Source organism: Bacillus sp. N5-665 (assembly GCF_022637375.2).
Classification (GTDB): domain Bacteria; phylum Bacillota; class Bacilli; order Bacillales; family Bacillaceae_G; genus Bacillus_A; species Bacillus_A wiedmannii.
This window is the reverse complement of record NZ_CP093325.1, coordinates 3,765,785-3,782,046: the sequence shown is the minus strand read 5'-3', so window position 1 is coordinate 3,782,046 and position 16,262 is coordinate 3,765,785. Positions and strand designations below refer to the sequence as shown.

The following is a 16,262-nucleotide window of genomic DNA, read 5'->3' as shown; positions in this document are numbered from 1 at the left end:
AAAATCCCTATTTTGATACTGTTAATGTGTAAAATGATTATGAATATTCATTAAGAGAGGGATTACATATGGAGAATAATTTAGATAGAATTAGGGATCAACGTTTAAAAGATCGAGTAGTTACACCTGAAGAAGCAGCTTCATGGATTGAAAGTGGAATGACTTTAGGTTTAAGTGGATTTACACGCGCTGGGGATGTAAAAGCAGTCCCATTTGCACTTGTAAACCGAGTGAAGAATGATAAATCTTTTAAAGTGAATGTTTATACAGGGGCTTCCTTAGGTTCGGATGTAGATAAATTATTTGCTGAGGCAGGAATTTTAGGGAAAAGATTGCCCTTCCAAGCTGATGCGACTATGCGAAAAGGAATTAATAACGGAGACTTTTTATTTGTGGATCAGCACTTATCTCATACAGCAGAGTTACTCCGTGCTGACGTTATGGATATAGATGTCGCTATTTTGGAAGCGGTTGCGATTACTGAAGATGGCATGATTATTCCAACCACTTCAATTGGAAATTCCTTAGCATTCTCCTTAAATGCTAAGTCCATTATTATTGAAATGAATATAGCTCAATCTACGCAACTAGAGGGGCTACATGATTTATATGAACCAGGTAAACAAGGGGAAAGACTCCCAATTCCGCTCGTAAAAACGGATGATCGAATTGGAACAATCGGTATTCCGATTGATGCTGAAAAAGTGAAGGGAATTGTGTTTACGAATCAACTGGATTCGCCATCGACAATTGTTCCTCCAGATGAAGAAACTGTCATTATGGCACAGCATTTAATAGAGTTCCTTCGAGAAGAGGTTAAAGTAGGCCGATTAACAAATCGTTTAGCACCGTTACAATCGGGAATTGGTTCAGTTGCTAATGCAGTATTGCATGGCATGCTAGATTCGGAGTTTGAAGATTTAGAAGTGTATTCTGAAGTTTTACAGGATGCGGTCTTTGATCTAATGGATGCTGGGAAAGTTAATTTTGCTTCCTGCTGCTCCATCACGCTTTCTGAAGAGAAAATGCAACAAGTATTTTCTAACTTTGAAAAATATCGTGACAAATTAATGATGCGCCCGCAAGAGATTTCTAATCATCCTGAAATCATTCGTCGCCTTGGATTAATCTCGATTAATACTGCTTTAGAATTAGATATATACGGAAATGTTAATTCTACTCATGTTTTAGGTACAAAAATGATGAATGGTATTGGTGGTTCTGGCGATTTTGCAAGAAATGCGCGTTTAGCTATCTTTGTTACTAAATCGATTGCAAAAGGCGGCAACATTTCAAGTATCGTTCCTTTCGTTTCGCATGTAGACCATACGGAACACGATGTAGATGTTATCGTCACTGAACAAGGGTATGCGGACTTAAGAGGACTAGCGCCAAGGGAAAGAGTGGAACTAATTATTGAGAATTGCGTACATCCAATGTATCGTGACCAGCTAAGAGCTTATTTTGAAGAAGCACAAACAAGAGGTGGACAAACTCCTCATGTTTTAGAAAAAGCTTTTTCTTGGCATACGAATTATGCTAAAAATGGAACAATGCTTGAAGCGGTAGTAGAAACTGTATAGAAATGTAAGAGTGATTCTTAAAATAATATGCCATAAAGGTTAAAAGAAAAAGAACGTCAATTTTCAGGAATGGCGTTCTTTTTCTTTTAAAAAATTGTTACCTATAATAAAGATTTATAAAAGTAATCTCTTATTTACGGAAATAAGAGGTTTTTTAAATTACTTTTCGAATCATTTTAAGAGTTTATATATTGAATGTGAGGAGAAAGAATCATGAAGATAAGAAAAGCGTTATTAAGTGAAGTAAATGAATTAAGTGAACTCGCACTACATTCAAAAGCAACGTGGAACTATAGCGAAGAATTCATACTTGCTTGTAAGGAAGATTTAACAATTACCGATGAGTACATAAAAAATAATTTTGTATATGTTTTAGAAAACGATAATACGATGATTGGATTTTTTTCATTTTTACGTAATGAAAATGCTCTTGATTTTTTATATATTCATCCTCGTTACAAAGGGAAAGGATACGGGAAAATACTTTGGAAGTATGTAATAGAAAAAGCAAATGAACTAGGGATAAAAAATTTTACAATTGATAGTGACCCGAATGCAAAAGGGTTTTACTTGAAGATGGGAGCGAAGTTAATCGGGGAAACACCATCAACGGTTTTTAAGGGGCGATTACTGCCTCTTTTGAAATATGATGTGTAAAACAATTAATAGTAGGAGAAGCTGAAAATGGATCATATAAAGAGAAAAAGAATATATGAAGCACTAATAAAATCGTGGTCGATTGAAACGAGTTCAAAGTGGACAAGTGAAAATCCAGCAAAGGGACAGTGTGGTGTAACGGCTTTAGTCATTCAAGATATATGCGGAGGGCAAATCAAGAAGACAAAAATAGGAGAGGTGTGGCACTTTTATAACTGTATAGATGGGAAGAGGTTTGATTTTACAGGGGCTCAATTCAATAGAGAATTGGATTATATGGATGAGAAATCAAATCGGGAAGAAGCATTTGCAGATACAAATGAAAAACAATATAGCATTTTGAAGGAAAAGATAATGAAAGAATTCAAATTATCTTTTGACTCTTAATCTTTAATAAGTTACTATAATGGTGGTAACTTATTAAAGGGAACTTCATAGAGTTGAAAGGGGAAATACTTTTGAAAACAACTTATGTAAACGCTACAATCGTAACGATGAATGAACAAAACGAAGTGATAGAAAATGGATATATCATTGTAGAAAATGATCAAATTATAGATGTAAAGAGCGGAGAATTTGCTGATAATTTTGAAGTAGATGAAGTAATTGATATGAAAGGAAAGTGGGTTTTACCAGGGCTTGTAAATACACATACACACGTTGTAATGAGTCTCTTAAGAGGGATTGGAGACGATATGTTATTACAACCGTGGCTGGAGACGAGAATTTGGCCACTTGAAAGTCAGTTTACGCCAGAGCTTGCGGTTGCTAGTACGGAATTAGGATTACTTGAAATGGTGAAAAGTGGTACAACATCATTCTCTGATATGTTTAATCCAATTGGAGTAGATCAAGATGCAATTATGGAAACGGTATCAAAGAGTGGGGTGCGAGCTGCTGTTTCAAGAACTTTATTTAGCTTCGGAACGAAGGACGATGAGAAGAAAGCGATTGAAGAAGCTGAAAAATATGTGAAGCGTTACTATAACGAAAGTGGTATGTTAACTACGATGGTTGCGCCGCATAGTCCATATACATGTTCTACAGAACTGTTAGAAGAGTGTGCTCGTATTGCAGTAGAAAATCAAACGATGGTTCATATTCATCTTTCGGAAACAGAGCGTGAAGTACGTGATATTGAAACACAGTACGGAAAACGTCCAGTAGAATATGCAGCAAGTTGCGGTTTATTTAAACGCCCAACAGTTATTGCACACGGTGTAGTATTAAATGAAAATGAGCGTGCATTTTTAGCAGAACATGATGTTCGAGTAGCTCATAACCCGAATAGTAATTTAAAACTAGGTTCTGGTATAGCGAATGTAAAAGCGATGCTAGAAGCAGGAGTGAAAGTAGGAATTGCAACAGATAGTGTGGCATCTAATAACAATTTAGATATGTTTGAAGAAATGCGTATAGCGACTTTACTACAAAAAGGTATTCATCAAGATGCAACAGCATTACCAGTTGAAACGGCTCTTACACTTGCGACTAAAGGAGCTGCTGAAGTAATCGGCATGAAACAAACAGGATCACTTGAGGTTGGAAAGTGTGCCGATTTTATTACGATTGATCCGTCTAATAAGCCGCATTTACAACCAGCAGATGAAGTGTTATCACACCTTGTATATGCCGCTAGTGGAAAAGATATAAGCGATGTAATTATTAACGGAAAACGTGTCGTTTGGAATGGTGAATGTAAAACGTTAGATGAAGAGCGTATTATATTTGAAGCGAGTCGTTATAAACGAGGTTTACAAAGATAGGTATTTTCAGGCTGTGGAGAAGGTCTTCTCCATAGCCTGTTTTTGTGTCTGAACTTTTTTATGGTGAGTGCTAAAAAAATATTGTAAGAGGCACAGCTTTGGGAGATACCTTTGATTCTTCTGCATTAAATTTGGCAGCAGGAGCAGGCCGCTTGAACATAGTAAAGTATTTAATAGAGGCCGGTTCAGAATTAGATGTGAGCTTAGCAAAAAGAAACCCTTTATTTGGAGCCATTTACGGTGGGCATAAAAATGTAGTTGAGTTTCTCGTTGGAAAAGGTATAGATGTTTCAATTAGATATACAAGAGAGAGTCTTAAGAACATGAATGCCTATGAATACGCCATAGAATTTGGATAAACAGAAATTGCTGAATGTTTAATGCAGTAGGTAGTGATTTGATGTGAAGAAAAGTCTAATTATATATACCTAATTAGATTATAGTAAACTGTAATTCGTTTAAATTCCTGAATTAAAAGACTATGAATAACATTAGACAGGTTTTCTATTTTAGAGAATAGAAAACCTGTCTAATGTTACAAGAGCAATAGTACGTAAGTTTTCGGCATACTAAGAAAGCCACAACAAAAAACTCTTCTCTGTAGGAAGCTCAAACGTAGGTCAAAAAAGAGAATGCACAATAACAACCACCACTACCTATTACTACAATGTTGATTTCAATTCCACATAATAGTCAAAGCTGGAAATCACCTTTCATATGCGGGAGTCAGAAGTATTCAACAGTATTTGCGGAAAGCAGCTCCATATACCTATGAAGGTCCAAATGGCCCGAAGACAATAAGGTTAAGAATGGGTGAGTTAGCGGGGGACAAACATCCTGTTACAGGCATTCGTTATGATTTAGATGGTTTCCTATTTTTAGAGCTATTTCTGAAGTTAAATTAAAAGAAGCTGATTTTAAAAATTCTAGACCGACACATGATAGAATATGTAGTAAAGCATTATACGAACAAATACTGAAAGACCCTAAGTTAGCTGCAAAATTCACAGAAGAAGAAATAGAGTTATTTAAGTTAGGTGAGGTACCAGAAAATTATTCATGGCATCATCAAGAAGCAGGACGAATGCACCTCGTTGATTATGAAACACATAGGAAAACAGGTCACACTGGCGGATATAAAATTTGGGAAATACAGCGATAAGTAAGGAGGGGGATATATGCGCAACGTTACTTGGATTGGAGTAAATAAAAAAGAAATTACAGATGAAAACATTCAGAAAGTAGAACAATATTTCAATATTAAATTCCCTATGGATTTTGTAGAATGTGTAAAACATTATGATAGTGGTTATCCAAGGCCAAAAATATTTGATGTACCTGGACAGGATGAGAATGTATTTAGTAAGCTTTTAACTTTTGATTTAGAAAGTAGAAATTCAATTATTCAAGTTTATGATGATATAAAAGATAGATTAGGAAATAAAGTATATCCCTTTGGTAAGGATTCATTTGGGAATCATCTGTGTTTTGATTACCGTAGCAATCCTAAATCACCAACAGTAGTATTTTGGGAGCATGAGGAGGAAAACATAGAGGAAGCAATATATCCTGTTTGCTCAACATTTACAGAATTGCTTGCTAGTTTACGTGATTTTGAAGAAGATTGAGGAAACAAAAAACGGCCTAGAATTCTAGACCGTTTTTTTATAATTAACTAATTTTCCAACCTTCATCCGTTTTCTCTAGTTCAATTACGTTTACTTTTTTAGGATTACCTTTATATAAAGCATCAACAGTTACTGTAGCTGAACGAGCTTTGAACAAGATTACTGGAGATACGGAAACAACATGGATCCAAGAAAATCAATATCTGTTGTAAAAAGACATGAAAGTAGGAACTAATCTTAGAGTGTAAAATGCTGAATTATTAACGGATACAGTTCATTTAGTACCCATTTTTTTGTCCTCATATTAAGACACCAAGTGGATATTTTTTAAAAAAAAGGGAACTAAATTTGTTATAATAAATATTACATTGGAATATCTGGAGGAATTGAATTTTGAATAAGAAATTATTAGTAGCTTTAACATGTAGTACTTTATTTATGGGGATGACAGCGTGTGAATCTAATGATATTGCTAGCGAAGCGGAAAAATCAAAGCAAGAGAGTACAAAAAAAAACAAACGATAAACAGAAAAAAGATACAAAAGAAGATGTACCAGTAAAAGAAATAAATACAACTACTAATGCGGGTTCCTATAGATATAGTCCTAATGGTCATAATGCTACAAATAATGAGCATTTCATAATTTATGATAATGCAAAATTCGAAGATAACTTTGACGGACTTAAAGTATCTATGAACCAACTATTTTTAAGTAATAAGAAAGGTATTTATAACGGGAAGGATGTTGGCTCTATTAGTATAGCCTTTACAATTGAGAACACATCAAATTCCACTTTTACTCTTGAGACTAGTAAGATGCAGGCCACAACTGATCAAGGACATCAAAAAACACCAGATAAACCTATGAAAAGTGTTTTGTTAAATCCAACTATGAAAATAGAGAGTCCGCAAGAGGGTACACCCGAACTTGCACAGGACAATAGGGTTATATATGAGGCCTACGACTCAAATTTTGAAGCTATAAACTGGGTTGATTTTACTTTTGAAATCCATAGACAAAGCCCAGAAATGACAATTGCAAAAACTCGAAAATATAAAATTCGATTCAATATAGATCAACATTATGGAGGAACTACAACTAAACAAGAACAGCCTCAAACTGCTTCAAATACGGATGCTGTTACATACAAAAATGAAATTGAACCTAAAATTGATTCCATGATAAAAGAGTTTAATGATATATGGAATCAAGAAGTTAAATCAGTTTTCAACAAAGAGGGGGAAACTCCAGCAACTGTAGACCAAAATACTTTACAAAAACAAATGGAGCTTGTATCAACTAAGTACAGGGAATTATCAAAAGAGAATATCAACTTTAATGCTTCTGATAAAATAAATGACCCTGTTCTAAAAGAAAAAATAAATAAATTTAGAGAAGAGTTTGGTCTTGCGGCAAATTATAGAGAAAATGCAGCAAATGCTATATTGCAAGGAATACGAGGTGTAGCTCCAATGGAAGACAGAATGAAAGAAGCACGAAAATCCATTAAACTTTCTGAACAAAAGTTTAATAACGCTTCAACTAATTTAACTGAATTTGAAACAAAACTAAATAGTAAATAGTAAATAGTAAATAGTAAATAGTATAAAAAAGAGAGCCATGCTCTCTTTTTTAGTTCTCAATAAAACCTAATTAAATGTGAAGTTCAACTAAAATTTAATTTAATTCATAAGTAACAAAAGACATTTATGAAGTTTAGACTTTCATGTCTCAATAATGTGACATGAAAGTCTAAACTTTTTGAACTAGGGACAAGAAACTTTAAACTACTTAGCTTATAATAAAATATCCATGAAAGTATTCTAAATAGATTTATAGGGGATAAAATGTTTCATTTAAATAATTATAAACAAATTCACTTATACAAAAAACAAGAAGCTTCTTGTTTTTAGCTTTAGACAAAGCAAATTCATATCAATTTTAAATAACTAACACAACTATAGATATTAGAGAAATAGCATCTATATACTTATTTGGTATGGAGATTTTCCCATTGGAAACTTATTGCTTATTTTACCACCTTTTCGATGATAGGAGCTTTAGCAGATAATTCACCAGTTGCCATATTATTCATAAAATATGCCCCATAAATAGTAACGGTATCTCCAATATTTATATCTTGTACGACTTCAGGAGAAACGATAGCACTAACAGTCGAATCTCCACTAGAAATTTCAATAGCGTCATTTGATTTATTGATTACATTTCCAGTGTGCATTTTATATTGTTTTTTTAGCACGTTGTCTTCATTTTCTTTTTGAACAATTGCATATTTAGCTGTATCAGGTTGACCAAATACAAGACCATCTATAAAAATAGGTGCATAAATAGTAACGGTATCTCCAATTTGAATATCTTTAAGGATTTCAGAGGAAGTAACCATAGCACTTAAACTTGAATTTCCATTGGAAATAATTAAAGACTTTTCTGTTTTAGCAGTTACTTTTCCTGAACGCTTTTGGTGCTGATTTAAAGCATTTTGTTCTTTTTTATTGACTTCTAATATAGAATTCGATTTATCCATACTTGTATTAGGAGTAACTGTCTTACTGGCCAACTTTTCAATGATAGGAGCTTTAGCGGATAATTCACCAGTTGCCATATTACTTATAAAAGATGCCCCATAAATAGTAATAGTATCTCCAATATTTATATCTTGTAAGATTTCAGATGAAACGATAGCACTAACAGTCGAATCTTCATTAGAAATTTCAATAGCGTCATTTGATTTATTGATTACATTTCCAGTGTGCATTTTATATTGTTTTTTTAGCACGTTGTCTTCATTTTCTTTTTGAACAATTGCATATTTAGCTGTATCGGGTTGACCAAATACAAGACCATCTATAAAAATAGGTGCATAAATAGTAACGGTATCTCCAATTTGAATATCTTTAAGGATTTCAGGGGAAGTAACCATAGCATCTAAACTTGAATCTCCATCGGAAATAATTAAAGACTTTTCTGTTTTAGCAGTTACTTTACCAGAACGTTTTTTGTGTTGATTTAGTAGAGTTTGTTCTTTATTATTTTGTGTTGAAATAGCTGTCTCAGTAATTAAAGATCGATTTTCTATTGAAATTAACTCGACCTCTTTACTATTGACATCCATATCTTTACTGCTGACTTTTTCTCTCAATACACCTTTTATTTCTTTAGAAAGCATATCCGTTTTAGCAGTAAGTTGAGCGGCTTCAGCACGTGTTATCACTCTATTTGGTTGCCAACCGTTATCAGTCCCAACGGAGATTTTTAAGTCAATTAAAATATTGGCATATTTTTCTCCCCAATGCCCTTTTAAATCCTCAAATTTACTTTGGCCATTATCATGTGCTGTACTTTGTAGTTTATAAGCATTTACTAGCATGGTCGCCATAGCAACACGTGTAACTTTTCCAGTTGGATTGAAGATTCCATTTCCTTCGCCTTTAATGATGCCAGCTTTTTCAGCTGCAGCAATATAGGGAGTAGCCCAGTGGTCTTGGGTATCTGTAAAAGAAGGTTTGGCTTTTGTATCAATTTTTATCCCTAAGGCTTTTGTTATAATTGTTGCGGCGGAAGCTCGATCTAACATAGCGTTTGAGCCAAAGGTACCATCTGGTAAACCTGATATAGCTTGTTTTTCTACTAAATAATTAACAGATTGCTCTGCCCACTTTGGAACATCAGAAAACTTTTGAGTATCCGCAAAAATACTAGAAGAATAGGATAATATAGCCCCCGCAAGAAGACCTGTTGTGATTAATTTGCGCTTCATAAAAATATACACCTCTACCAATCTATTGTATTACCAAATTGAGATTTTTTATTTTTATATTTATATGTTTGTGATGATGCTGACATCTATTCAATTTGGTGTAACGATTATAGTTACTTATATACATGAGTGTCAATGAATAAATTTAACAAAAATGTTTTATATTTACACAAAAAATTAATGTAAATTAATTTTATTTACTAAAAATTAATAAGGTGTTGACGTATTAATGTATACTTAACTATAATTAATCGAGATTAATTGAGATTGATTTTCAAGTTTGTTTACTAGTTTAACAAGTATACAAAAACTAACTTGAATTTAATTAAAAAAGTTGAATATAAACTTATATTTGTTCATTGACACTTATATACAGGTAACTAAAATCGTTGAACCAAATGTATGTTATGCTTAAAAATTTTTAAAAGATACATATTGATAGAAAACCTTTTCTCTATATACTCTGTTGGATAAAGATTGTCCATTAACAATATAGTTAATTATTCAATAAGATCACCAACATTCATTGCAATTATTTATTATTATTTCTTAATAAAGGAATGTTATAAATTAATTGCATGAAAATGGCTAGAAATTAAGATTTAGAAGGAGAATATTTTATGAAATCCAAGTTAATTGCTACAGGAATTATTGCAGGAAGTCTACTATCCTACTCATCTAATATATTTGCAGATACTCACAAATTTCCTGATGTTCCAAAGTGGGCAGAGCAGTCTGTTAATTATTTAGTAGATAAACAAGTATTAAGTGGCTATCCAGATGGGATTTTTGGGTCAAATGATTCATTAGACAGAGCTTCTGCAGCGACTATTATGACAAAGGTTTTGGGTATGCAAATTGACTTCAAAGCCAAACCTTCCTTTACAGATTCTCAAGACCACTGGGCTACTCCCTATATTGCTGCAGCTGAAAAAGCTGGCATCATTAAAGGAGAAGGGAATGGCATTTTCAATCCATCCGGTAAAGTAACTCGCGCTGCCATGGCAACGATGCTAGTAAATGCTTATAAACTACAAAGTACAGCACATGATAATGGCCAAAGTAAATTTGAGGATTTAAAAGGGCATTGGGGAGAAAAATATGCCAATATTTTAATTGACTTAAAAATCTCCGTTGGGACTGATAACGGCTGGCAACCAAATAGGTCTACAACACGCGCCGAAGCTGCTCAACTTACTGCTAAAACTGATATGATGCAACTAACTCCAAAGAATGTTTTAGAAGAAAAAGAGATTATTACTGCTACATCATATGAAGATTTAAATTTAATAATGGCTTCCAATATTACAGCCCAAGAAATTGATAATTTTATTGCAGAATACCATTCAGATAGTCCATTAGTTGGACATGGGAAAGACTTTATCAACGCACAAAATAAATATGGTGTAAATGCTCTATATTTAGCCGCTCATGCAATTTTAGAATCTGGATATGGAAAATCAGAAATTGCATATCAAAAACATAATCTATTCGGATTACGTGCATATGATGGAGATCCGTTTAAATATGCAAAATATTTACCAACATACAGCGACAGTATTGCTTATAATGCCAATTATGTGCGAGAAAGATATTTAGAAGAAGATGGTATGCATTATAACGGACCAACGTTAGTTGGTATGAACGTAAAATATGCATCTGATAAAGGGTGGGCTGGAAAAATTGCAAATATTATGGAACGTATTAAACCGTTCCGTGTGGAAGACTATACATCTGCAAAAAAATTACCAAAGAATCCTGAAACATTAGATGTTGAAGCGTTATCTAATAACATTCCGTATAACATGTATGAAGATGGGACAACAGCAAATGTGGTATCATCAACTGCTTATTACCAAGTACCTTATCCATTTCATTTAAAAATTAAAAGTAAATCAGATGTTGCAGTCGAGGAAAATAAAGTCGGTACAGTAACTCCTGGAACAAACATCTTTATTTATCGTGAAGATCCAAATGGATGGGTAGAATTCTCTTTTGAAGCTACTGGAGAAAAATACTGGACATTAAAAAGTAAATTAAGTATGTAATTAGAAAGGTCTCTTTCACTACTCATAATCGTTTAGAATTAAATGACATATAATTATAAGACAAGTTTTTTACTTTATTAAATATAGTTATGTATACAAAAAAGTTAGAGAATTATTTTCTCTAACTTTTATGCGGTATTACTTGAAATTAAAAAGATGGTGGGGTTACTCCAAATATAACAGTGACTTTGTGTAAAGAAGTGTTTTCCCATTTATGTTTTGCGTATGGTGGGATTTTCACACTATCACCTGGATTAAGAAGTAAAACCTCATCATTTAGATATAGTTTTACTTGTCCTTCCATAACAAATGCTATTTCTTCACCTTTATGTGCCATAGGCTCCATAGAAGAAGCGGTTTGAGGCAACAGATTCATTAAAGCTAATTCCAGTGATCCTTCTAAATTAGGTGATAATAACTCATACGAAACATTGCCGCTTTCAGGGAAAGTTATTTTTTTTCTTTGATTAGCTCTTACAACTAATTCTTCTGTATTGGTATCTTCTAAGAAAAAATTAAATAAAGCAATATTTAATGCTGCAGAAATTAGTTTTAGTGTTTGTAAGGATGGATTCGTGATTCCTTTCTCAATCTGACTTAACATGGAAGGTGTTATATCAGCTAATTCAGCTAACCGTTTACTAGTTAATCCGGCACCTTTTCTAAATACCATAATTTTTTCACCGATATTAATATTGTTCATATGCGTAATCCCCTTTAAATAAGTGAATAAAATTAAAATTAATTTTATTCACTTATACTAAACATGTTGTTAATATACTTAATTATAATAAAGTATGATTAATTTTCAAGCACCTGCATAGTTGTGAGAATAGTAAATAAGACGAGACATGATTGATACTTATTCTTCCATGTGAACTATTAAGTATGATGACCTGATTATATGATTGAATTTCTATATAAGATTTTGAGATTGACAATAATGCAATAGCGGATGGGCTGACACTTGGAATAGCATCTGGGTTTGTAGGGAAAGCAATAGAACCATTTTTAAGTGGAGCATATACAGTTGGTAATAATCATTTATATAAGCTATTAAAAGAAATAGTGGGTAAAGAGGATATTTAGCTAGAACCATCAGCATTAGCAGGAATAATTAGACTTATTAAATTGCATAAAGTGGGGGGGAGACTATTTACAAAATAATGATTTAAAACATAAATTGAATCAAGGTACACAAATTGTATAGGGAACAGGAGGAAGTATAATTCCAAAAAAATTAATGGAAGAATACTATCAAACAGATTCTCAGTTAATTAAAAAGAATTTCTAATAAGTAAATGAAAACATATGAGTAAACACCAATGCTTTATTATAAAATTTTTTAGGAAGTGAAAACATTATGAAATCAGCTTTAACTAACATTATGATCTCCTTGATTCTTGCAGTAGGAGGCGTCATTTCGCTTTTGTTTACTTTAATAGGAGGTCAAGATTGGATCTGGGATTGGATAGGGCTATTACTGGCATATCTATCTTTGGGCATTTTAATAGGCTTATATAATAAAACGGTGGATCACAAAACATTTCCTAGAATACTAAAAAGGATTTTATTTATTTCCTTTAATGCTACAGTATTAGGAATAATAATAGGGATAACATGCCAACTATTAGGAAAGGCGAATCTTACTATAATGATGTATTATTGGTTGATAATGTTATCACTACATTTCATTACTATAATAACATTAGTTATCCTAGTATTTGTACATCAAAATAGTCAAAATTACAGCCTGTTATATACATTTATTGTAATTTCGAACATTTTCCTTACCCTAGGACCAGTATTATATCCTTTGGTTCTAACTATCATAGGAAATGGCATGAATGCTAGTGCAGGACACTAATTTTTACCTATATAGATTATTAAAATAAGTAATCCAAAATTGACATTGGTTAAGTTAAAGAACTTTATAAGCTAATAGGATAATATAACTAAACAACATAAAGTGAAATAATAGGATAGAAAGAAGATTATAATATGAAAATTAAACTTAAGAAAAAAAGAATTATAAGTGTATTGTTGGCTATTACATTAGTAGCAATAGGGTATTACATGTTTCAATCTATTACAAATCCTAAGCTGGTAAATGCAGAAGAAGTAAACAGTGTTCAACAAGTGAGCAGTCTACCTAAAAATGAATTGAAAAAATTGATACCTACTCGTTTTGATGGTAAAGAAAGAAAAGTTGCATATTTAACATTTGATGATGGACCAGGAAAATATACAGCTAACCTATTAGATATATTAAAAAGAAATAATGTGAAAGCAACATTCTTTTTAATTGGCGACAATGTGAAAAGGTTCCCAGATTTAGTGAAACGAGAGCATGTAGAGAACCATTATGTGGGCATGCATAGTATGACACATGATTTTAAAAAGCTATACACCAATCAGCAATATGTTAAGGAAATGAAAGAGGATCAATCTTTAATTAGAAATGTTATTGGAAACTCACCGAAATTAACACGCCCACCATATGGATCAATGCCCGGGTTAAATGAATCACTTCGAAATGAAGTGGTCGGAAATAATTTAAAAGTATGGGATTGGACAATTGATTCTTTAGATTGGAAATACAATAAATTACCCGTTGATGTAGCAGCCGCAAAAATTGTTCAAAATGTCTTAGCAGGTGCGACGTCTTCAAAAGAAATTATTTTAATGCATGATATTCATCCACAATCTGTCTCGGCAGTTCCAGCAATTATAAAGGGATTAAAAGAAAAAGGTTATGAATTTGAAGCTTATGATGAGAATAATCATTTTTCAATAAACTTCTGGCATGATAACCAAATATAAAAAGGCTTTATGAGTTAAATGAATAGAATAAGAAAATGATATAGGGTTTAAATATATGTAAGAGCGCGTTGACCTAAATATATAACAACACGCTCTTTTAACCATTTATATTTATTATTTAAGTTAAATTATAGTATTTTCAATGTATACAAGTAATTAAGTGTATTTTATTTTTATACATCTAATTATTTAATCAATATATAACAATGAGGTGGATTTAATTGTCGTTTTTAAAAAACAGTAAAATTGGAACAACACTAAACGTAATGGTAGTTATAGCAAGTGTCTCGTGTATAATATTATCTATACTAGGATTTTGGGGCCTTAAAAAAGGGGAACATGCTTCTACTACTATGTATGAAGATAGTTTATTACCAATTCAGTGGATAGGAGCTATAGAGTCTAATTTTTATCTTATCAATATGAATGTAAAAGAAACAATCCTATCAAAAGATGAAAAACGAATAAAAGAACTTTTAACAGAAATAGATGTAGCTCGTACAGAAACTGATCAGTTATTAAAGAAGTTTGAGACAAGAGTTAGTTCTAATAGAGAAAAGGAATTGTATAACACATTTTATACAATATTTAAAGACTTAAGAACACAACTGAAAAAAGTGCAAGATTTGGGACAATCTAATAATGAAGAAGCATATGCTTATTACCTAAAAGAGGTTGATCCCAATATGAAAAAGTCAATTCAGTCAATTCGTGAACTTATCCAATTTAATAATAATAATGCAGATCAATTACAAAAAAATAATACTGACAGTGCAACAAATACCATGATGCTGTTTGTTAGTATCTCCATTATAGCAATCGCAATCGTTATTTTTATTGGCTATATCATTAAAAGTGCGATTAAACAACCAATTGTATTATTACAAAGGGATATGGAGCGAGTATCTGAAGGTGACTTAACGATACGTACTTCTTATAAATCAAATAATGAATTGGGAAGCATTGTGAAGTCTTTTAATAGTATGCTGGATAACTTGCAACAATTAATTGGAGAAGTAAAAAACACAACACAAGAGGTTATTTCTTCTACCAATGGGATGTTGCAAGATACTAAACGAGCATCTCATATATCAAGAGAGGTTGTTCAAACTATATCTGAGGTTGATAAAAAAATAGAAGGACAAGTTACTAGTATTCAAGAAAGTTCCTCATCAATGGAAGAAATTGCAACTGGCGTTCAAACAGTAGCTGAATCTTCAGCAACGGTTACAGAAGTGGCTGTCACAACAACAGAACAAGTCAATTCTGGTAGTGAAGTAATAAAACAATCTATACTTCAAATGAATAGTATTCATGAGGTTGTTGAAGAAACATCCAAAGTAATAGAGAGACTTGTTACACGTACGCAGCAAATTGATAAAGCTCTGGATGCAATCACTAATATTGCAGAACAAACAAATCTTCTTGCCTTGAACGCCTCAATTGAAGCTGCACGTGCTGGAGAAAACGGAAAAGGATTTGCAGTAGTGGCAACGGAAGTAGGAAATTTAGCTGAGCAGTCTAAAACATCTGCATATGAAATCAATCATTTAATACAAGCCATTCAACAAGATACCAAAGATACAGTTACTGCAATGCAAAAAGGCCAACAAAAAGCTTCAGAAGGAAAAGAAACAGCTAATAAAGCAGATCAAGCATTCTCATCTATTATGTCGGCTATTAATAAAATCACTAGTCAAATTCAAGAAGTATCTGCAGCGACAGAAGAAATGTCTGCGGGTACAGAAGAAGTCAATGCCTCTATGTCTAGTGTTTCTGAAACTGCAACGCAAGTAGCTAAGGAAACAACTCAAACTGTACAGTCTATCCAATCACAAGCAGTATCAATCGAGGAGATATCGAATCAATCTAACAAAATAAAAGAAAAAGTAGAAGCATTGTCAGCATTAGTTTCAAAATTTACTATCGAGAAGCAAGACAAAGAGCAATCAAATATAATGTAAGAATAATAAAAAA

11 protein-coding genes and 4 pseudogenes are annotated in these 16,262 nt (G+C 32.6%); 12 read left to right on the top strand and 3 right to left on the bottom strand.

Annotation, left to right across the window (positions count from 1 at the left end):
- Window positions 1-68 precede the first annotated feature (68 nt).
- The 7 genes and pseudogenes from scpC to MNO09_RS21895 all read left to right on the top strand — a co-directional run bounded on the left by scpC (window position 69) and on the right by MNO09_RS21895 (window position 5,634).
- Window positions 69-1,583 (top strand): succinyl-CoA:acetate CoA-transferase ScpC, encoded by a 1,515-nt coding sequence (scpC, locus tag MNO09_RS21925; protein WP_000429793.1) that lies wholly within the window; start codon window positions 69-71, stop codon window positions 1,581-1,583.
- 213 nt (window positions 1,584-1,796) lie between these two features.
- Window positions 1,797-2,240 (top strand): GNAT family N-acetyltransferase, encoded by a 444-nt coding sequence (locus MNO09_RS21920; protein ID WP_000702237.1) that lies wholly within the window; start codon window positions 1,797-1,799, stop codon window positions 2,238-2,240.
- 27 nt (window positions 2,241-2,267) lie between these two features.
- Window positions 2,268-2,627, top strand: a complete 360-nt coding sequence (locus MNO09_RS21915) for a YunG family protein (RefSeq protein ID WP_000349591.1) — start codon at window positions 2,268-2,270, stop codon at window positions 2,625-2,627.
- Window positions 2,628-2,680: 53 nt separating this feature from the next.
- Window positions 2,681-4,006: a bifunctional S-methyl-5'-thioadenosine deaminase/S-adenosylhomocysteine deaminase gene (locus MNO09_RS21910; protein WP_002096723.1), complete on the top strand. Its 1,326-nt coding sequence runs from the start codon at window positions 2,681-2,683 to the stop codon at window positions 4,004-4,006.
- A 101-nt stretch (window positions 4,007-4,107) separates the two neighbouring features.
- Window positions 4,108-4,365 (top strand): annotated as a pseudogene (locus tag MNO09_RS21905) (ankyrin repeat domain-containing protein); the annotation flags it as partial.
- A gap of 336 nt (window positions 4,366-4,701) precedes the next feature.
- A pseudogene (locus MNO09_RS21900) lies at window positions 4,702-5,168 on the top strand (HNH endonuclease); the annotation flags it as partial.
- A 16-nt stretch (window positions 5,169-5,184) separates the two neighbouring features.
- Window positions 5,185-5,634, top strand: coding sequence for an SMI1/KNR4 family protein (locus tag MNO09_RS21895; RefSeq protein ID WP_001246772.1), 450 nt, complete (start codon window positions 5,185-5,187; stop codon window positions 5,632-5,634).
- Window positions 5,635-5,677: 43 nt separating this feature from the next.
- Here the strand turns inward: MNO09_RS21895 and MNO09_RS21890 are convergent.
- Window positions 5,678-5,785: pseudogene (locus MNO09_RS21890) on the bottom strand (DUF4878 domain-containing protein); the annotation flags it as partial.
- A 242-nt stretch (window positions 5,786-6,027) separates the two neighbouring features.
- Between MNO09_RS21890 and MNO09_RS21885 the strand changes: the two are divergent.
- Window positions 6,028-7,219: pseudogene (locus MNO09_RS21885) on the top strand (ribonuclease).
- Between the two features lie 446 nt (window positions 7,220-7,665).
- Here MNO09_RS21885 and MNO09_RS21880 read toward each other — a convergent pair.
- Entirely contained in the window at window positions 7,666-9,414 is a 1,749-nt protein-coding gene (locus MNO09_RS21880) for an S-layer homology domain-containing protein (protein ID WP_098098010.1), read from the bottom strand.
- 620 nt (window positions 9,415-10,034) lie between these two features.
- Here MNO09_RS21880 and MNO09_RS21875 point away from each other — a divergent pair.
- Complete coding sequence (locus MNO09_RS21875; RefSeq protein WP_088107033.1) at window positions 10,035-11,462, top strand: S-layer homology domain-containing protein; 1,428 nt, start codon at window positions 10,035-10,037, stop codon at window positions 11,460-11,462.
- A 148-nt stretch (window positions 11,463-11,610) separates the two neighbouring features.
- On the opposite strand, the gene MNO09_RS21870 is transcribed toward MNO09_RS21875, so the two are convergent.
- On the bottom strand, window positions 11,611-12,165 hold the full coding sequence (locus MNO09_RS21870; RefSeq protein WP_001059762.1) for a helix-turn-helix domain-containing protein: 555 nt from the start codon (window positions 12,163-12,165) through the stop codon (window positions 11,611-11,613).
- A 660-nt stretch (window positions 12,166-12,825) separates the two neighbouring features.
- Here MNO09_RS21870 and MNO09_RS21865 point away from each other — a divergent pair.
- The 3 genes from MNO09_RS21865 to MNO09_RS21855 all read left to right on the top strand — a co-directional run bounded on the left by MNO09_RS21865 (window position 12,826) and on the right by MNO09_RS21855 (window position 16,249).
- The gene (locus MNO09_RS21865; RefSeq protein ID WP_000833556.1) at window positions 12,826-13,329 is read left to right on the top strand and encodes a DUF3902 family protein; all 504 of its coding nucleotides are present in this window, start codon (window positions 12,826-12,828) and stop codon (window positions 13,327-13,329) included.
- 134 nt (window positions 13,330-13,463) lie between these two features.
- Complete coding sequence (locus tag MNO09_RS21860; RefSeq protein ID WP_000694599.1) at window positions 13,464-14,285, top strand: peptidoglycan-N-acetylglucosamine deacetylase; 822 nt, start codon at window positions 13,464-13,466, stop codon at window positions 14,283-14,285.
- Window positions 14,286-14,506: 221 nt separating this feature from the next.
- On the top strand, window positions 14,507-16,249 hold the full coding sequence (locus MNO09_RS21855; protein ID WP_000008936.1) for a methyl-accepting chemotaxis protein: 1,743 nt from the start codon (window positions 14,507-14,509) through the stop codon (window positions 16,247-16,249).
- Window positions 16,250-16,262 lie beyond the last annotated feature (13 nt).

Coding starts and splice junctions, on each gene's coding strand:
- MNO09_RS21915 (WP_000349591.1), top strand. CDS start 2,268: ATGGATCATATAAAGAGAAAAAGAATATATGAAGCACTAATAAAATCG.
- MNO09_RS21870 (WP_001059762.1), bottom strand. CDS start 12,165: ATGAACAATATTAATATCGGTGAAAAAATTATGGTATTTAGAAAAGGT.
- MNO09_RS21865 (WP_000833556.1), top strand. CDS start 12,826: ATGAAATCAGCTTTAACTAACATTATGATCTCCTTGATTCTTGCAGTA.
- MNO09_RS21880 (WP_098098010.1), bottom strand. CDS start 9,414: ATGAAGCGCAAATTAATCACAACAGGTCTTCTTGCGGGGGCTATATTA.
- scpC (WP_000429793.1), top strand. CDS start 69: ATGGAGAATAATTTAGATAGAATTAGGGATCAACGTTTAAAAGATCGA.
- MNO09_RS21895 (WP_001246772.1), top strand. CDS start 5,185: ATGCGCAACGTTACTTGGATTGGAGTAAATAAAAAAGAAATTACAGAT.
- MNO09_RS21920 (WP_000702237.1), top strand. CDS start 1,797: ATGAAGATAAGAAAAGCGTTATTAAGTGAAGTAAATGAATTAAGTGAA.
- MNO09_RS21860 (WP_000694599.1), top strand. CDS start 13,464: ATGAAAATTAAACTTAAGAAAAAAAGAATTATAAGTGTATTGTTGGCT.
- MNO09_RS21875 (WP_088107033.1), top strand. CDS start 10,035: ATGAAATCCAAGTTAATTGCTACAGGAATTATTGCAGGAAGTCTACTA.